This window comes from Janthinobacterium sp. GW821-FHT03A03, assembly GCF_059421435.1.
In genome coordinates, this window is record NZ_JBWKUZ010000008.1 from 149,014 (window position 1) to 165,089 (window position 16,076).

A 16,076-nucleotide genomic window follows, 5' to 3' on the forward strand; every position below is an offset into this window, starting at 1 on the left:
GCGATTGGCTGGCATAGGCGGCCGCTACAGCGGACAGCACTTCCAGCGTTTTACATTATTGAGTCCAGCGTTCGCGCTGTGCATGGAATACATATGAGTTTTTCTTTCCAGAAGCTGGGTTTGAAGGCAGGGGCTGCGCAGGATGCGCAGTCCAAGCGTCGCAAGGCCAGGCAAGGTATGCCTGTCTTTACTGCTTTTCTGTTGGCACTGGCTGGGCTGGCGACGGCACTGCTGCTTGGCATGGTCATTGCTCTGGGTGCGATTCAGCTCACCATCATGTTGGCTGGCTTGCTAATTTTTATCCCCATCCTGCTGTTTGTCGACACTAAAAAACTGTTGCCACTGTTGTTTATCGTTGTGTTTTTTATCTCTGGCACGGCACAATATTTTTTCAATCTGCGTCTGGCGACCTGGATGGCCAGCGGCTTGGCTGCGCTTTTCTTCGCACGGACGATCCTGGAAAAAACGCTGGCCAATCACTTGCTCAAGGATCAGTTCGGTGACAGCTTTGCTGGCGCCACGCGTATCGTTGTCGCCGCGTGGGTTTATCTGGCGTTTTTTGCGTTCAGTATTTTTATGGGGCATGCGTCAACCGTTCAGTTGATTTCCGTCCTACGTTTTTGCTTGCCCATGTTTGGCGTTCTTTTTGCCCTGTACTGGTTTCAATGGTCTGATCGGCGTTTGCTTGTACTGTGGGGCGGGATCGTGGTGATCGCGGTGGCGCAGTTGCCCTTAGCGCTATACCAGCATTTTTTTAATATAGCTACCATGGGCTGGGATAGTGTAGTCGGTTCTTTCGGCGGCAACATGAGCCCGGTTCTGGTGCTGTTTACCGTTGTCGCAATGCTCTATATGCTGGCTCGTTGGGTACAAGGCATCACGCCGGTTTCGCATGTGGTTGGCATGTTCATCATAGGCCTGGCTATTATTCTGCTGGGCGAAGTGAAGGCTGTCTTTATTTGGCTGCCCCTTGGCGTATTCTGGGTGGTGCGGCGGAAAGTTCTGAAAAATATCCTGGTTTTCGTGATGTTCGTGGCCTTGATGTGCAGTATTAGCTCCGGCATCTTCATGGTTTATCACTCCTTGTACTGGGGAAGTCATACGAAAACTGACACGATGGAAGAAAAGGTCAACAGTGTCGGTGGCTATGTGGTCGATCCCAATGGCATCAACTATGTCACGGGGGAAATCAGCCGCGGTGCCTCGTTGGCGCTGTGGTACCACGACCCGGTTCCAAGTATCCAGGAACGCTTGATAGGCTACGGTCCCAGCGCAAGCTCAACGAGCCAGAACATCGGGCGTGGCTATGTCGCGGCACGTTATCGTAATTTGCAGATCGGTACTACGGGCTTGGCGAACCTGCTTTGGGATGTGGGAATCCTCGGCACTTTGGCCTATCTTGCCATTTTTGTGCTGGGCATACTGCAGGGCGCACGTTATGTGTCGCGCAGCAAAGCCGGTCCCGAGCGCCTGGCGATGGCCGATACCAGTACCATCACCTTGATATTGCTTGTCAGTACGCTGGTCTACAATCGGACCATGATCGATGAACCCTCGATTCAGTTGCTGTGCTATTTTTCGCTAGGCTGTATCGTCCAGTTTTCTCGGTATGGCAAGCCTGTCGCTGAATCGGCGAAGCCGCCTCCCCAGACCATGCCGGGTCGGACCCCGCGCGGAGTTCTGGCATAGTCATGACGGTATCGAGCAAGGCATTTCATAACCTGGTCAAGAATAGCTCAATGATGTTCCTGCTGAATGTGGCTGGGGCCGGAGTGAGCGTTATTACCATTCCAGTCATGCTTGCCATTGCGGGTGTGGAGTCATATGGTCATTTGGTACTGGTGCAATCGATCGCCCTGACAGTATTTACCGTCTGCGGCTTTCAGTACTGGCAGGGCATGCTGGTTGCCATGCCGGGGCACAAAATTGATGCTGCCACCCTGCGTACTGCCGTCTTAAGAAGCCTACGCTATGAAATGCTCGCTATGGCTGCTGTGATACTGGTGGTGGGGGGGCTGATCATGTTTTCCTTGCCTCAATTAAAAGAGTTTTCCAGTGTAAATTTATTATTGCTGTCCCTGGCTGCGGTGTTCCCAGTGATCGGTACACATAACGCGTACTTCCGCTTGGTCAACCAATACAATGTGTTGATGTATGCGGGATTCCTGGCCAATTTGCTCAAACTGCTTGTATTGTTCGTGGTATCTCGCTATCAGCCTACGCTGTCGAGCATGGTGCTGGCCTATACGCTGCCGGAGGTCATTCGGTGTGTGGTGCTGTTTGTGTTGATTTTTCGCAATCGCAGCGGTATTGAAGGCAGCTTGCCCGCAACTGATTTGCGCCTGGCACGCCTGGTCGAGGCGGGAAAGTGGGGGACCTTGCAGGCAATCTGTGACTTACCAGTGGCGCAGCTCGATCGTATCATCATTGGATTGACGCTGCCGGGTTACAACCTCGGTGTCTTTAGTATCCTGAAGCGTATCTATTCACTGGTAAATATGGCCACGGCACCGTTTTATTCGACATCGATTCCCGAGTTTGCCGCCTGTGCCAATGCTGGCGATCTGAAAGGGGCATTTGCACTGTGGATCAAGACCATGAAGATGCTGTTTGTCGTTACGGCCACTGCTGGTGCCATCTGTTACGCGAGTAAATTCATTTGGATGCCGTTGGTGTTTCCAGTGTTGCAAGATTATGTGGCAGAGTTCGCTGTGGTCCTCCTTACGGCTGTCATGGCTGGCACTTTCGTGACAACACATTCGTTTTATTGGGCGTTGGGAAAGTTGCGTCAATCAACGATCATCTCGGTAGGGACCAACCTGCTGTATTTGCTGGAGTTGTCGATATTGACGATGTATTTTGGCCTGCTTGGTGCGGTACTTTCCTTTTTGATTCACGTCACATTCGTCGCAGCGATCAAAATTATTCTGTTGCGAAAAATTGCTCTGAGAAATCAATGATTCCTAAAGTTATACATTACTGCTGGTTTGGCCGGGGTGAGATGAGCGTACTGCATCGCCGCTGTGTTGAGTCATGGAAGAAATATTGTCCTGAGTACGAGCTGAAATTATGGAATGAGGATAATGCCGATATCGACAATGATTATTGTCGAGAAGCTATTATTCAAAAAAAATGGGCTTTTGTTGCCGATTGGGTACGTTTTGACGTGCTGTCCCAATACGGCGGTATCTACCTCGATACGGATCTGGAGCTGATTGCCTCGCTCGATCTCTTGCTGGACTTGCACGGATGTCTGATGGCCCGCGAAACCAGCAAGGATGTGGGCGCTGGCTATGGCACGGGCTTTCTTGCATGCGAGGCCGGCAATCCTGTGATGCTGACTGCCCGCGAGCTGATTTTGGGGGAGTTGATCAAGCAACGGCTCTTTGCCACTTCACCGGTGGTGCTAAAAAAAGCGGTAGAGCTTGATCTCGGCGGGAATAGCACGCAACTGGACCCGGTTACCTTTTATCCGTTTAATCCTTACGATCGCAGCAACTCGCAGAATGCGATGCAATTGATGTACAGCGACATTACCGCACAGACTATCGGGATCCATCACTATGGTCTGAAGGCATCGTGGGTGGACAGTCGCGTAAAGAGACGGATCTTCAAGATAGTCAAACGCATGGCGCTGCAGCGTCGTTGGGATATTTCTTTTAGTCCATTTGACCACGTCAACCGTATTGTTAATGCAGCGTAACGACACTGGGCCGTAATTCTATATTTGTTCTGAAAGCAATAATGGACGTTGTAAGTTTTTTGCCTGCCGTGGCGAGTTTGCTGCTGGCATTACTTTGTTGTGCTCTCATCGTTAGAAGATGGGGAGCACCGCCTCTTGCCGGACGTTATGGGGCGATCGATGGCTTGCGTGGTTACCTGGCTTTTTTTGTGTTCCTGCACCATGGTTGTATCTGGTACTTTTATTTGCGCTACGGCGCATGGAACGTACCGCCATCGCCGCTCTATACGAATTTTGGGCATGCCAGCGTCGCCATGTTTTTCATGATTACCGGTTTCCTGTTTTATGCAAAATTACTGGCTGCGCGTAGCCGGGGAGTAGACTGGGGAAAACTGTATATTTCCCGTATTTTTCGTCTGACACCGCTGTATCTGTTCGCCATGGTGCTCCTGTTTATAACCGTCGCCTGTCTTTCTGGTTTTCGCATTCAGGAAACATTGCCCAAGTTACTGACTCATACCGCACAATGGTTGATGTTTACCGCCGTCGAAGCACCAGATCTGAACGGCATCAAAAATACAACCCATATTATGGCGGGCGTCACCTGGTCGCTGCCTTACGAATGGCTGTTTTACCTTCTGTTGCCATTGTTGGCCTTGCCCCTGCGCATCACGCCGCCGTGGCCGTATCTGCTGGCCAGTGCCGTGGTATTTGTAAGCGTGCTGACCGCCGCGATCATATTACGCGCCCCCGTTCACCACTTTTTGGCGTTCCTGGCTGGCATGATTGCAGCCGTGTTAGTCCTGTCGCCTGCCTTTTGCCGATTTTGTCAAAGCCGGCTGGCCAGCATTTTTACCCTTGCCTGTATCGCCACCGCTTGCCTGGCATTTCCTTCCGCGCATGAGATCGGGTCACTGCTGCTGCTGTCCATCGCCTTTGCCATGATTGCCGGCGGGACGAGCATATTTGGCATTCTGCATACTGCCGTATCGCGCACTTTTGGTGAATTCGCATATAGCATTTACTTGTTGCATGGTTTATTGCTGTTCGTGACGTTTCATTTTGTGATCGGTCGCGAGCGCGCAATGACCTTTTCTCCCTTTTTGCACTGGTCCGTCATCTTATTGCTGACCCCGCTGCTGGTATGCATATGTTTCATGACATTCAAACTCATCGAGCAGCCGGGTATGCGGCACGTCAATGCTGCAGCCGCGTATTTTCGCCGGGTATCCAGCCAAGCCAAATCGAGTGCCTGAACTCGCCTACAGGCCGAGGCGTGGCTGATGTTCGCTGCTCATTGAGCCGCGCTTAGATGGTCTTGGGCGGCAGCGGGCCGATGGCAGGCAGCATGCTGCCCCGGCCGCCTACTTTATCGTCGCCAGGTATCCTTGTTCGCCTAGGCTGGAAGGCCGGCGGCTTGAGAGGCGAATTTTTTAACCTTCGTTAGTCGGGTTAGTTCATGCAAAGAATTCCTTCGAATACATCAATTTGGCTCAATGTGATGCGTGCATTGGCAGCCCAGGCTGTTGTCATAGGGCATGCCAATTACCTGTTTTTTGACCATGCGGCAGGTACCGGTGGTGCGCTTGCATGGTTGGTGAGCGCGTTCAGCTCCGGGGCCCACAAAGCGGTCATCATGTTTTTTGTCATGAGCGGATTCTTGATCGGCGGGCCGGTCATTGATGCAATGCGATCGCGGCGCTTCGACTCGTTCAAGTATTTCATCGACAGATTGACCCGATTATGGATAGTTATCCTTCCCGCCTTGTTCATGACCGCCTTGCTCGATGCACTGGCTTTTAACTACGGAGGCGGGGAAGCTTTACTTGCCAGTCGCGTCCCTTTTTTCCCTGAGTGGTGGAGCAGCCTGGAGCCAGATTCTGTCAAGACATTTGTATTGAATGCATTTTTTATGCAAATGATTATTGGTTTTCAATATGGGACGAATCTTTCGCTGTGGAGCATTTCCAACGAGTTCTGGTATTACCTCTTATTGCCGGCTGCCTTGGGCGTATTTTTCTTCAGGAAAAATGCAAGAATTGGATGTCTGATCTTGAGTATTTTTATCGTTTTTCTTTTTGTTTATTCGGAAAAGCCGAATGATGAGGGACGGTCGTTGTATTATTTCATGATGTTTTTGATTTGGATGATGGGTGCGGCTGCTTATTGCCTTTACGAGAATGTATGGCGGCATTATTTTTCGGTTTTTTTTCTTGTGGCCGGGTTTTGTTTTTTTATTTTGTTTAAGCGTATTTATCCTGATGCCATCGGTTATGATTTCGCGCTTGCTTTTTTTACGGTATTTCTTGTGATGATTTCGAAGGATATTCCTGCTGGTTATCTGAAAAGACTGTCAGATTTTTTTTCGGGATACAGTTTTTCGTTGTATGCACTGCATCTGCCATTGACTTTTTTTCTCATGAGTTTTGATCCTCAGCTGGCCGCGCCACAGCCTGTACGCTACGATACGGTTCTGCGCTTCATGTTGTATCTGCTGGCGATTAATGGCGCATCGATTTTCTTATGGGCACTAACCGAGCGGCATACGGCGGCTGTGAGGCGGTTTGTGTTTGCAAAACTGATCAGCCCGCGCGTTGCTTGAGATAGCCTAAGTGTTCTTGTTGTATTGTTCTCATCGTGTGTTTTTTTTATTGCTTTAAAGTATGTTTCGGTTGGTCGCCATGGAATATGTGGCGAAATATATAAATATTTTCAATAAATCATCAGTTTCCATTTGTGGTATTTAATTTTTCTTAAAATATTACATCTGGCATGATTTGTTAAATAATGTTTTATTTATGGCCATTGACGTATCGGTGTTTTTTATTTTATCTTCCTGCTTAAGACTGTTTGTTGGCTTGGGACAACGCCATTATCTTATATACGGTGTATAGTTGGGTGATTAAGACGCAGGTGAAATAGCGGTTAGGTGCTAATGCATGATGATTATGTAGTTTGTATTTTTATGCGGCGTCCTGGCAGGCTCGATGAGGTGATGTCGCTTCCTGTAGCATCCGATTGTTTTTTGTAGGAGCCAATAATGGTTAATAATAAGTCACTTTTTTCTGTTGCTCTGGGGCTGGCGATGAGTATGCTGGCTGGATCCAGTCAGGCTGATTGGGCCGAGTCGAAAGAGGTATTCATTGTCCGGCCGGCCCCGGTCGACCGGCAGGCGCAGGCGCAAAACCCGCCTGCCTTTTCGTGGGCACAATACCCGGGCAGCGTGGCGCCGCCGTCCTATGTTGTTGAGGTTCAAAAGAGTGGTGTCGTGTTTGCCACTTACACGAGTAAGCGCACCTTTTATCTGCCGACAACGGCATTCAGCGCGGGCCAGTACAGTTGGCGCGTGCGTCCCAGTACCAGTACCGATTGGTCGACGCCGCGTACCTTTACGATTGATAGTGCGTCACAAACGTTTGAAGTACCCGACAACGAGTCAATCAAGAGCAAAATTCTGGCCCATCCTCGTCCTCGCCAGCAACGCGCGGATTTTCTGCCCTTGAGTGCCTGGACTCCGGCCATCCGCACGGCGCGCGGTGCTGCCCTGACTCGTCTTACGGCCCAGGTTACCAGTCTCATGCCGGGTGGAGCCTACCCGCTGGCCGCGCCATCGGATTCGCTTTGGCCATTGACGTCAAGTACGCCGTCGGCAGCGCGCACGGCGTATGTCACCCAGATTTCTCAAGCCATAGGCAGTGCAACCAATCAAATGTTGGGCGCGACACTACTGTACCGGCTTACAGGTGAGAACAGGTATCTGCAGGAAGCACTGACACGTGGCAACCAGTTGGCAGCACTTGATCCTGAGGGCATGACCAGCTATGTCAATCATGATATGGCGACACGCAGCATCATGTTGACGTTGGCTAAGTGCTCGGACTTGCTGTCGGTCGAGTTGAGCAAGGATCCGCAGCGCAAAGCACTCTGGATGGCGGCCATTAGTGCGCGGGTCACTCCCATGTATGCTGATCTCATCAAAGACAATTACAGGTTAGATCAAACCCCCTTTGATGCTCACGGCGTGATAGCGCTCGGCTATCTGGCGGTGATTTCCACGCTCACGATGGGTGATATCCCTGCCGCTGCTACCTGGTTTGATTTTTCTTTCCGCTCCTATGTCAATGCGGTGTATGTCTGGAGCGGTCCCGAAGGCGGCTACGCCAACGGTACCTCCTATGCGATGTTTAATACGGAGTATGCCCTGCAGTTATGGCAGCCGATGGCTGAAGCGACTGGCGTGAATATCTTCACCAAGCCGTGGAGCAATGGCTTTGCGCGTTATTTGATGCACTTCCTGCCGCCAGGTGCGCCAGGACAGGTATTTGGCGATCAGCATGAGGGGGATATCTATAATTTTGTGTTGAAAGGCTTTTCATCGCGCTTCAAGACGCCTCAGGCAGCCTGGTATGTCAAGAATATCGTTGGCGACGAGGCTGATCTGACTTTGTTTCAGGCGCCTTATCCTCTGCCTGTTGAAACGGTAACCGAGACACCCGTGCCGCCCCCCAATGCCGCCTTGTATCCGACTATCGGTTGGGTCGCCATGCATAGTAATTTGGCGGATCGTGCCCGTACCTCCGTCTATTTCAAATCCAGTCCCTATGGTTCGTATAATCATGGTCATGGCGATCAGAACGCACTGGTGATCGATAGTGGCGGGCGCCGTTTGTTGATTGAGTCCGGTTATGAGGATTATTACTATTCGCCACTGGTAATGTCGTGGTACCGCCAGACTAAATCGCATAATGCCATCACGTTCAATAATGGCGTAGGTCAGTTAATCAACGATAACTCCAATAACCTGAGCCGGAATGGCAAGATCACGGCATTTTCTACGACTCCGACCTTGGATTATGCGGCCGGTGACGCGACACCCGCTTACGGTGGCGCGTTGACTTCGGCAGTGCGCAAGGTATGGTACTTGCGCGGTCAGGATGCGGTGGTGGTGGTGGACCGGCTCTCGGCGCCCACCGCCCTGTCCTTCGAATGGAATCTGCATGCGGCTGGACCGATCGCCACGGAGAGTGCAACCGCCGTGAAGATTACCAAAGTAGATCGCACCCTTTGCATTACTTCCTTGGGCGGCGAGGCCAATAGCTACCAACCGCGCTCGGGGCCGCCGCCGGCCCCGGGTAAAACCGAGGATCATGGTGCATTTGTGAAAACGAGTGTTGCGCAGACTGGCGAATTCATTGTTTTGCTCGATGTCGGCTGCAAGCGTCCGAAGACTACTCTAACCACCACTAGCACTGGCAAACAGTTGATGGTCGGAGCTCAGGCGATCTTTATTCCGAACTGACCGATCCAGCTTGTGCCCCAGAGATCCATGATCAGTTGAAAAAAACCTGCTGCGGCAGGTTTTTTTATGTGCGGATGAGGAGCGGTAGTGCGAACGCAGGGGGCAGAGGGAGTGATTTTTATGTCAATGAAGCTATTTTTTTGTTAATTATTTACCTTGGCGCGGGTATGATATGCCTGTTCTTTGAGATCGATGGCCGCGTCGCTGCCATCGATCTTTTTTCAGCGTCTTTCATTGACGGGCTTATCGAGGATGTTTGCCTTGAAATCACACAACGTATTTCGATTATTGCAACTTGTACCTGAACCCTTGCCCACCTTCCGTGTCGACGTGGCTGCGCTGTTCGGCAAGTACCTGCCGCAACATGGCGTGATATGTGACATCGTTGGCAGGGCAGGCAAGGGGGAACTGGTGGATGGTGCTTACAGGACACAGGCGCGTCCCGCCGAGTATTCCAGTCGCCTGCGTCAGGAATGGGCATTTTTCAAGCTGTGCCTGGGCCGCGTACTGGCGGCCAGTAAAGAGCAGTGTGACCTGATCCAGGTGCGAGATATGGTCTCCATCGGTCTGCTGACGATGCTTGTCGCACGCTGCAAGGGTATTCGGTTTACCTATTGGGTATCATTTCTGATGAGTGAAGGGCGTATCGCGCGTGCCCGATCAGCAATTGCCGCCGGTGGCGGCAAGCGCTACTACCTCGTGTTGCTGAAGGGGCTGGTTGAGCGCTTTCTGTTGTACAAGGTCGTGCTGAAAAGGGCGGATCATGTTTTTGTGCAAAGTGAAGCGATGAAGCAATTGATGGTGGAACGTGGTATTGCGATAGATAAAATAACCGCCGTGCCGATGGGGGTAGACGTGGAAGTGCTGCATGCCGCCGCAATTGCGCCACGCCGCCTGGCCGGATGGGAAGGTGTTCCCGTGCTCGCTTATCTCGGCACGCTGGATAGCTCGCGTGAGCTGACGATGTTGCTGGATGCCTTGTTGCTCCTGCGTACTCATCAACCCGCGGCGCGCTTGCTGTTCATCGGCGATTCGCCGACGGCGTCCGATGTGCCCGCCTTGATTGCCCATGCGGCGCGTCTGGGCATTGCTGACGCGGTGCATGTGACGGGCTGGCTGCCGTCGCTGCAGGCCTTGGCTCTGCTTTGTGGCGCCGATGTGGCGCTTTCCTATGTTCCGCGCGGTGCGCTGTTCGATTACAGTTCCCCGACCAAGCTCCTCGAATACCTGGCGCTGGGCATGCCTTGCGTGGGCAATGATAGTCCCGACCAGGAAAATGTGTTGCGCGCCAGCGGTGCTGGCCGGCTGTCCGCCAGTACCGCCGAGGCGATGGCCGAGCAGATCGGCATCATTCTTGCCGACCTGCCCGCCGCCCGCTTGCTTGCCGCCACTGGTCCGGCCTTTATTGACGAACAGCGCAGCTATCGCGTTCTGGCCAGGCGGCTCGCCTCCGTTTACCGGGAGAGAATTGTTTAAAAACCATAATATTGTAACAATCCTGTGCACTGCAGCAAAACGGTGGACGATGTCGCTATGCTATGTGATAATGTTTTTTTGAAAATGTTTTCTGATGATTCAAATAATCCTTTCCCAAGCTGGCGGCTACCAGGACGTTGTCGCCTATCTTCAGCAGCAGGGTGCCCGCGTCAGCAACATGGGGCCGGAGCGTGGCCGTGGTTCGTCGTTTCGCGGAAAACTGTCCATCCTGTCAGCCATGGCGTCGCCCAAACTGTGGGGCGTGCGCAAGCTGTGGGGCAGCGACGATATCGTGCTGCTGATCGGTTGGCAGGCGCTACCCATTCTGGCGATGATACGTTGCGGCCTGGTGACGCGCCCGCGCAAGCTGCTGGTGATGGCGTGTTTCGTTCATTCGCTGCGGGCGCGCCGCTGTCTCAACCTGCTCTGGCGCGCGCTGCGCTTTCCCGGGATGGGTTTTGTCGCCTTCTCGAAAGGGGAGCGCGATAATTTGATCGAGGCCGTCGGCATGGCGCCGCAAGATGTGCATTTTCACCTGTGGCGGCAGGAGCTCTATGGTTTTGGTGGCGCCGCGGCAGCGGTCGAGGGCGACTATGTGTTCGCCGGTGGATATTCCAACCGCGACTATGACCTGCTGTTGCAGGCCATGGCGGGCGTCGGTGCCCCGCTGGTGGTCGTGGCAGCGGAACGCAACCACGTCGCTGTGCCGGCGCAGTCGCGCGTGACCCTGCACCTGGATTTGCCGGAGGCGCAGTTCGAGAGTCTGCTGGCCGCCAGCCGCGTAGTTGCCATGCCCTTGAAAAGCCAGGGCGAGGCGTGCGGGCAAAGCGTGCTGTTGCGGGTGTTGCGCAACCGCAAGCCGCTGGTGGCGACGCGCCACGAGGCGATCGAGGCCTATCTGGGCAGCGATTATCCGGGCTTCGTCCCGCATGATGATGTCGAAGCCATGCGCGCAACCCTCGAGCGTGCCGTCGAGGATGTTGCATTTCGGAAAGCATTGAGCGATGCGATCGCGCAGGCGGAGTCCCGCCTGGCCCGGGTCGGCAGTCCAGGTGAAGAAATCCATCGTTTCCTGCTACTTTGATGCCTTTCACCCCACTCCTATCGGAAGTCCCGTTGCGGGAGCCATTGTGACTATGTCTTCAATCAAGAACGAACTGCGTTTCGGCATGCGAGCCATGCTGCGCGATAATTTTTTGTTGCAACGCGCGATGGGCCGCCTCGCCGCGCATGAACGCATGAGTGTGGATGAACTGGCGCACTATTCGCGCTTGCGCCTGCATGCGAGCATGCGGCACGCAATGCGTACGCTGCCCCATTACGCGGCCATGCCAGGCGGTTTTACGCCGGCCCAGGCGGCACAGGTATTGCACGAGCATTTTCCCGTGATCGACAAGGCGACCCTGCTTGCGCACCGTGCCGCGCTGTATCCGCATCAGGGCCGCAAACGGCCGTGGCAGGCAGCCGGGCAGACCAGTGGCACGACAGGCACACCGTTGACGATTTTTCGCAGCATGCAGTCGGTATTGATGGAAAACGCCTTCATCCAGCGCCACTGGAGCTGGTCCGGCTACACGCCCCGGTTGACGCGCGCCACGCTGCGTGGCGACATGGTGACCGGGATCAACCAGACCAGACCGCCATTCTGGTTCTGGAACCGCTATAACCGCCAGTTGCTGCTGTCGTCGCGGCACCTGACCGAGGCGCATGCCGATGCGATCATCGACCGCCTGGAGCAGGCGGCGCCGGCCATGTTGCAAGCCTATCCGTCGACGGCCTACACGCTGGCCGGCTTCTTGCAGCGGCGCGGGCGGCGGCTATCCATTCCTTATGTGTTTACGGCGTCGGAACCGCTGTATCCGCATCAGCGCGCATTGATAGCCGAGCGCCTGGGGGCCACCATCATGGATATGTATGGCATGGCCGAGCGCGTGGCATTCGCGACCGAGTGCGAACATGGTCACATGCATGTGAACAGTGATTATTCCCATGTTGAAATCCTGGACGAGCACGGCAAGGCGACCGACGGGGAAGGTTTTGTGGTGGGAACGACCTTTCATAACCTGGCCATGCCGCTGCTGCGTTACCGGCTCAGCGACCGGAGCCGCTGGAAGCCTGGCAGCTGCGCGTGCGGCAGGCCCTTTCCCATGATCGAGCCCGTTACCGGCAAATTTGAAGATAGCATCACCGGCAGCGGCGGAGCGGTGATCAGCCCATCGGTCCTGACGTTCGCCTTCAAGGGCGTCGATAACATCCTCAAGTCGCAGGTGGCGCAAGTGGGCGCGGCGCGCTGGGAAGTGCGCCTGCTGCCTGGTCCCGCCTTTTCCGACAGCGACAAGCTCAAGCTGCTCGACAATATCCATACCATGGTCGATTCCGGCGTCAGCGTGGAGGTGGTGCTGAAGGCAGCCTTGCCCAATACGGCAGCGGGAAAATTCCGCTGGGTGGTCAATGAGACGAACACTCAGGCAAACCGCTAGGGCCGTGCGGCATGGCAATGTGTGGCAGTGCCCCGCCTGCTGGCGGGAAATGACAAATGACCTGGATTCGACATGAAAAAAATTCTGATGCTGGGCACCAGCCTGAACACCATGGGCGGCATTGCTTCCGTAGTGCGCGTGTATGAGAGCACGGGCTTGTTTGAACGCTATCGCGTGCATTACCTGGCCACGCATTGTGACAGCGGGCCGCTGGCCAAGCTGCGCATCATGCTCTGCGCCTATGCGCGCTGCCTGTTCATGCTGCTGGCCGGGCAGGTCGGCCTGATTCACGTGCATGTCGCCTCGAACGCGAGCTTCTGGCGCAAGTCGGGTTTTTTCCTGCTTGCATTCCTGTTTCGCGTTCCCAGCATCCTGCACTTGCATGGCGGCGGCTTCGCCGCTTTTTATGACGGGTTGCGCGGTCCTTTGCGGCGCGCGTATATCCGCTATATTTTCAACCATGCATCGCGCGTCCTGGTGCTGTCGAGCAGCTGGCATGTCTGGGTGCGGGGCATGAGCCGCAATCCACATATCGAGACCGTGCTCAATCCCGTGGCGTTGCCGCCCATGGTCGCGCCATGGCCGGCGCGGCAAGCGGGAACGGTGTTGTTTCTGGGCAAGTTAGGCCGGGCCAAGGGCGTCTATGACCTGCTGCAGGTCTGCGCCGAACTGACGCAGCGTTGTCCCGCGCTGCATCTGGCGCTCGGTGGCGATGGCGACCGTAGCGCCGTGCAGCAGCAAGCCGATGCGCTGGGAGTGGCGCAGCACGTCGACTTGCTGGGCTGGGTGCACGGCGAACAAAAGACGCGTCTGCTCAATAGTTGCCGCATCTACATCTTGCCCTCGTATTTTGAAGGCTTGCCGATGAGCATACTGGAGGCGATGGCTAGCGGCGTGCCCGTGATCGCCACATCGGTCGGCGGCATTCCCGATGCCATACAAGATGGGGTGGAGGGATACCTGCTTGCGCCCGGCGATGTCAAGGGACTTGCTGACCGGATCGCGCGGCTCCTGGACGACGATGCCCTGGCGCAAAAAATGGGGGCTGCGGGGCGCCGCAAGGTGGAATGTCAGTTCTCCACGGCGGCGGTCATGCCGCGCCTGGAACAAATTTATAACGACCTGGGGCTGCGTGCCGTATGACATCATTGGCCTGGAAAATCAACCGCTTGAAATTGATGGGGGCGCCGGAGATCGCCTGGCGCGTGCAACAGTTGCTGCAAAAGAAGGCCAGCAAGTTGGGCATCGGTTTGCTGCGCAGCGTGCCCGCGCCTGACCTGTCTCGCACGGGACGGTCCTTTCTGGCTGGCAACGGGCATGATACCGATATCGCCGCCCTGCGCGGGGCTGCCGACGCCGTGCTGGCGGGCCGCTGGAACATCTTTGCCCTGCGTGGCGCGGAACTGGGTTTCCCGCCGCAATGGAACCGCGACCCGAAGACGGGTACCGTGGCGCCGCTGACCCTGGGCAAGCAGATCGATTATCGCAGTGAAAAAGTAGTGGGCGATATCAAGTATCTGTGGGAACCGAACCGGCACCTGGAACTGGTGGCGCTGGCGCAGGCATGGAAAGTGACGGGCGAGCAGCGCTACGCCGACGGCGCGCGTACCCTGCTGCAATCATGGTTCGGGCAATGCCCGTATCCCATGGGCGTGCACTGGACCAGTTCGCTTGAGCTGGCGCTGCGCCTGCTGAACTGGGCTTGCGCCTGGGAATTGCTGGGAGGGCTGGCGTCGCCGCTGTTCCAGGGCGAGGCGGGGCAGCGCTTCCTGCAACAGTGGCTTGCCGCGATCTATCAGCATGCGCACTTTATCGCCGGTTATTTTTCGCGTCATTCGTCGGCGAACAATCATCTGTTCGGCGAATACATGGGCTTGTTCGTGGCCAGCCTGGTCTGGCCTTGCTGGCCGGAAAGTGGAAAATGGCAGGCGCTGGCGCGCAAGGGGCTGGAAGAGGAGGCGCTCAAGCAAAATACGCCCGATGGCGTGAACCGCGAGCAAGCCGTCTATTACCAGCATGAAGTAATGGACATGATGCTGCTGTGCCAGATGATAGCGCAGGCCAATGGCACGGGCTTTTCCGCGGCGTACTTGCAGCGCCTGGAGCGCCTGGCCGGCTTCATCGCCGCGCTGATGGACGTGGATGGCAACGTGCCGATGACGGGCGATGCCGACGATGCGCAGATGGTACGCCTGGCGCACGAGGACGGCTGGCATCGCTACCGTTCGCTGCTGGCCAGCTGCGCCGTGCTGTTTGACCGCGCCGACTTCAAGCGCAAGGCTGGCCATTTTGATGACAAGAACCGCTGGCTGTTTGGTGTGGCGGGCTTGCAACAGTGGCAGGCGCTTGATGGTGGCTTGCCGGAGGCGCCCGTGATGGCGTTTCCGGAAGGCGGCTACTTTTTGCTTGGCAGCCAGTTTGGCACGGCCGACGAAGTGCGCCTGGTGGCCGATTGCGCACCGTTGGGCTACCTGTCCATTGCCGCGCATGGACATGCCGACGCGCTGGCCTTTACCCTCTCCGTCGGCGGCGAAGAGTTGCTCACCGATCCAGGCACCTACGCCTATCACACGCAAAAAAAATGGCGCGACTATTTCCGCAGCACGCCCGCGCATAACACGGTGGCCGTCGACGGCCTGGACCAGTCTGAAATCGGCGGCAATTTCATGTGGCTGAAAAAAGCCAATGCGCGCATGATTGCCCATGATACGAATTCTGAAGTGCAAGTTTTTGAGGGCGAACACGATGGCTACAGCCGCCTGGCCGATCCCGTGCTGCACCGGCGTCGTATCGAATTCAACTTTAATAATAAATGCATTGTTGTAAAAGACATATTACAATGTACAAATGTACATGATATTTCCGTGCATTGGCAGTTCGGAGAGCAGTGCCTCGTCACCGTCCACGACGGACAATTGCAGGCACAGGGCCGGCATTCCGGCCTGCGCATGCGCTGTTCGCATGGAACACCGGAAATATTGCGCGGCAGCGATACACCGCCTGGCGGCTGGATATCGCGCCGCTTCGACGAGAAATCACCGATTGCCAGCGCCGCCTGGCGCATGCGGGTGCAGGGAACAACTGAAATCGTGACGCACATCGAGCTGATGCCGCAGGCGTCGCCGGCTAATTATTAAGG

Annotated in this window: 11 protein-coding genes; all 11 read left to right on the forward strand. The window is 55.2% G+C overall.

Translation table 11 applies throughout. The features are described from left to right. Positions 1-93: 93 nt before the first annotated feature. The 11 genes from AC07VI_RS17105 (at position 94) to AC07VI_RS17155 (ending at position 16,074) form a co-directional block, all read left to right on the forward strand. Positions 94-1,689, forward strand: coding sequence for a hypothetical protein (locus AC07VI_RS17105; protein ID WP_086146674.1), 1,596 nt, complete (start codon positions 94-96; stop codon positions 1,687-1,689). A 2-nt stretch (positions 1,690-1,691) separates the two neighbouring features. After that, positions 1,692-2,960, forward strand: a complete 1,269-nt coding sequence (locus tag AC07VI_RS17110) for a lipopolysaccharide biosynthesis protein (protein WP_086146673.1) — start codon at positions 1,692-1,694, stop codon at positions 2,958-2,960. After that, positions 2,957-3,703, forward strand: a complete 747-nt coding sequence (locus AC07VI_RS17115) for a glycosyltransferase family 32 protein (protein ID WP_086146672.1) — start codon at positions 2,957-2,959, stop codon at positions 3,701-3,703. Before AC07VI_RS17110 ends, AC07VI_RS17115 begins: the two co-directional genes overlap by 4 nt. Positions 3,704-3,744: 41 nt before the next feature. Further along, positions 3,745-4,938: an acyltransferase family protein gene (locus AC07VI_RS17120; protein WP_099419971.1), complete on the forward strand. Its 1,194-nt coding sequence runs from the start codon at positions 3,745-3,747 to the stop codon at positions 4,936-4,938. Positions 4,939-5,141: 203 nt separating this feature from the next. Beyond that, on the forward strand, positions 5,142-6,284 hold the full coding sequence (locus AC07VI_RS17125; RefSeq protein WP_086146670.1) for an acyltransferase family protein: 1,143 nt from the start codon (positions 5,142-5,144) through the stop codon (positions 6,282-6,284). Between the two features lie 438 nt (positions 6,285-6,722). After that, positions 6,723-8,981 (forward strand): DUF4962 domain-containing protein, encoded by a 2,259-nt coding sequence (locus AC07VI_RS17130; protein WP_492992959.1) that lies wholly within the window; start codon positions 6,723-6,725, stop codon positions 8,979-8,981. Between the two features lie 192 nt (positions 8,982-9,173). Further along, complete coding sequence (locus AC07VI_RS17135) at positions 9,174-10,457, forward strand: glycosyltransferase (RefSeq protein ID WP_099374616.1); 1,284 nt, start codon at positions 9,174-9,176, stop codon at positions 10,455-10,457. A gap of 94 nt (positions 10,458-10,551) precedes the next feature. Further along, positions 10,552-11,541 carry a glycosyltransferase family protein gene (locus AC07VI_RS17140; RefSeq protein WP_143450651.1) on the forward strand — a complete coding sequence of 330 codons (990 nt, stop codon included), beginning with the start codon at positions 10,552-10,554 and terminating at the stop codon, positions 11,539-11,541. After that, positions 11,510-12,937 (forward strand): phenylacetate--CoA ligase family protein, encoded by a 1,428-nt coding sequence (locus AC07VI_RS17145; protein WP_143450650.1) that lies wholly within the window; start codon positions 11,510-11,512, stop codon positions 12,935-12,937. Before AC07VI_RS17140 ends, AC07VI_RS17145 begins: the two co-directional genes overlap by 32 nt. Positions 12,938-13,009: 72 nt before the next feature. Continuing rightward, on the forward strand, positions 13,010-14,080 hold the full coding sequence (locus AC07VI_RS17150; protein ID WP_086146666.1) for a glycosyltransferase family 4 protein: 1,071 nt from the start codon (positions 13,010-13,012) through the stop codon (positions 14,078-14,080). Then, entirely contained in the window at positions 14,077-16,074 is a 1,998-nt protein-coding gene (locus AC07VI_RS17155) for a heparinase II/III family protein (RefSeq protein ID WP_086146665.1), read from the forward strand. Before AC07VI_RS17150 ends, AC07VI_RS17155 begins: the two co-directional genes overlap by 4 nt. Positions 16,075-16,076 lie beyond the last annotated feature (2 nt).

Bases quoted from the DNA above. Each gene is read 5' to 3' on its own strand.
- AC07VI_RS17105 (WP_086146674.1), top strand. From the start codon at position 94: ATGAGTTTTTCTTTCCAGAAGCTGGGTTTGAAGGCAGGGGCTGCGCAG.
- AC07VI_RS17110 (WP_086146673.1), top strand. From the start codon at position 1,692: ATGACGGTATCGAGCAAGGCATTTCATAACCTGGTCAAGAATAGCTCA.
- AC07VI_RS17115 (WP_086146672.1), top strand. From the start codon at position 2,957: ATGATTCCTAAAGTTATACATTACTGCTGGTTTGGCCGGGGTGAGATG.
- AC07VI_RS17120 (WP_099419971.1), top strand. From the start codon at position 3,745: ATGGACGTTGTAAGTTTTTTGCCTGCCGTGGCGAGTTTGCTGCTGGCA.
- AC07VI_RS17125 (WP_086146670.1), top strand. From the start codon at position 5,142: ATGCAAAGAATTCCTTCGAATACATCAATTTGGCTCAATGTGATGCGT.
- AC07VI_RS17130 (WP_492992959.1), top strand. From the start codon at position 6,723: ATGGTTAATAATAAGTCACTTTTTTCTGTTGCTCTGGGGCTGGCGATG.
- AC07VI_RS17135 (WP_099374616.1), top strand. From the start codon at position 9,174: ATGGCCGCGTCGCTGCCATCGATCTTTTTTCAGCGTCTTTCATTGACG.
- AC07VI_RS17140 (WP_143450651.1), top strand. From the start codon at position 10,552: ATGATTCAAATAATCCTTTCCCAAGCTGGCGGCTACCAGGACGTTGTC.
- AC07VI_RS17150 (WP_086146666.1), top strand. From the start codon at position 13,010: ATGAAAAAAATTCTGATGCTGGGCACCAGCCTGAACACCATGGGCGGC.
- AC07VI_RS17155 (WP_086146665.1), top strand. From the start codon at position 14,077: ATGACATCATTGGCCTGGAAAATCAACCGCTTGAAATTGATGGGGGCG.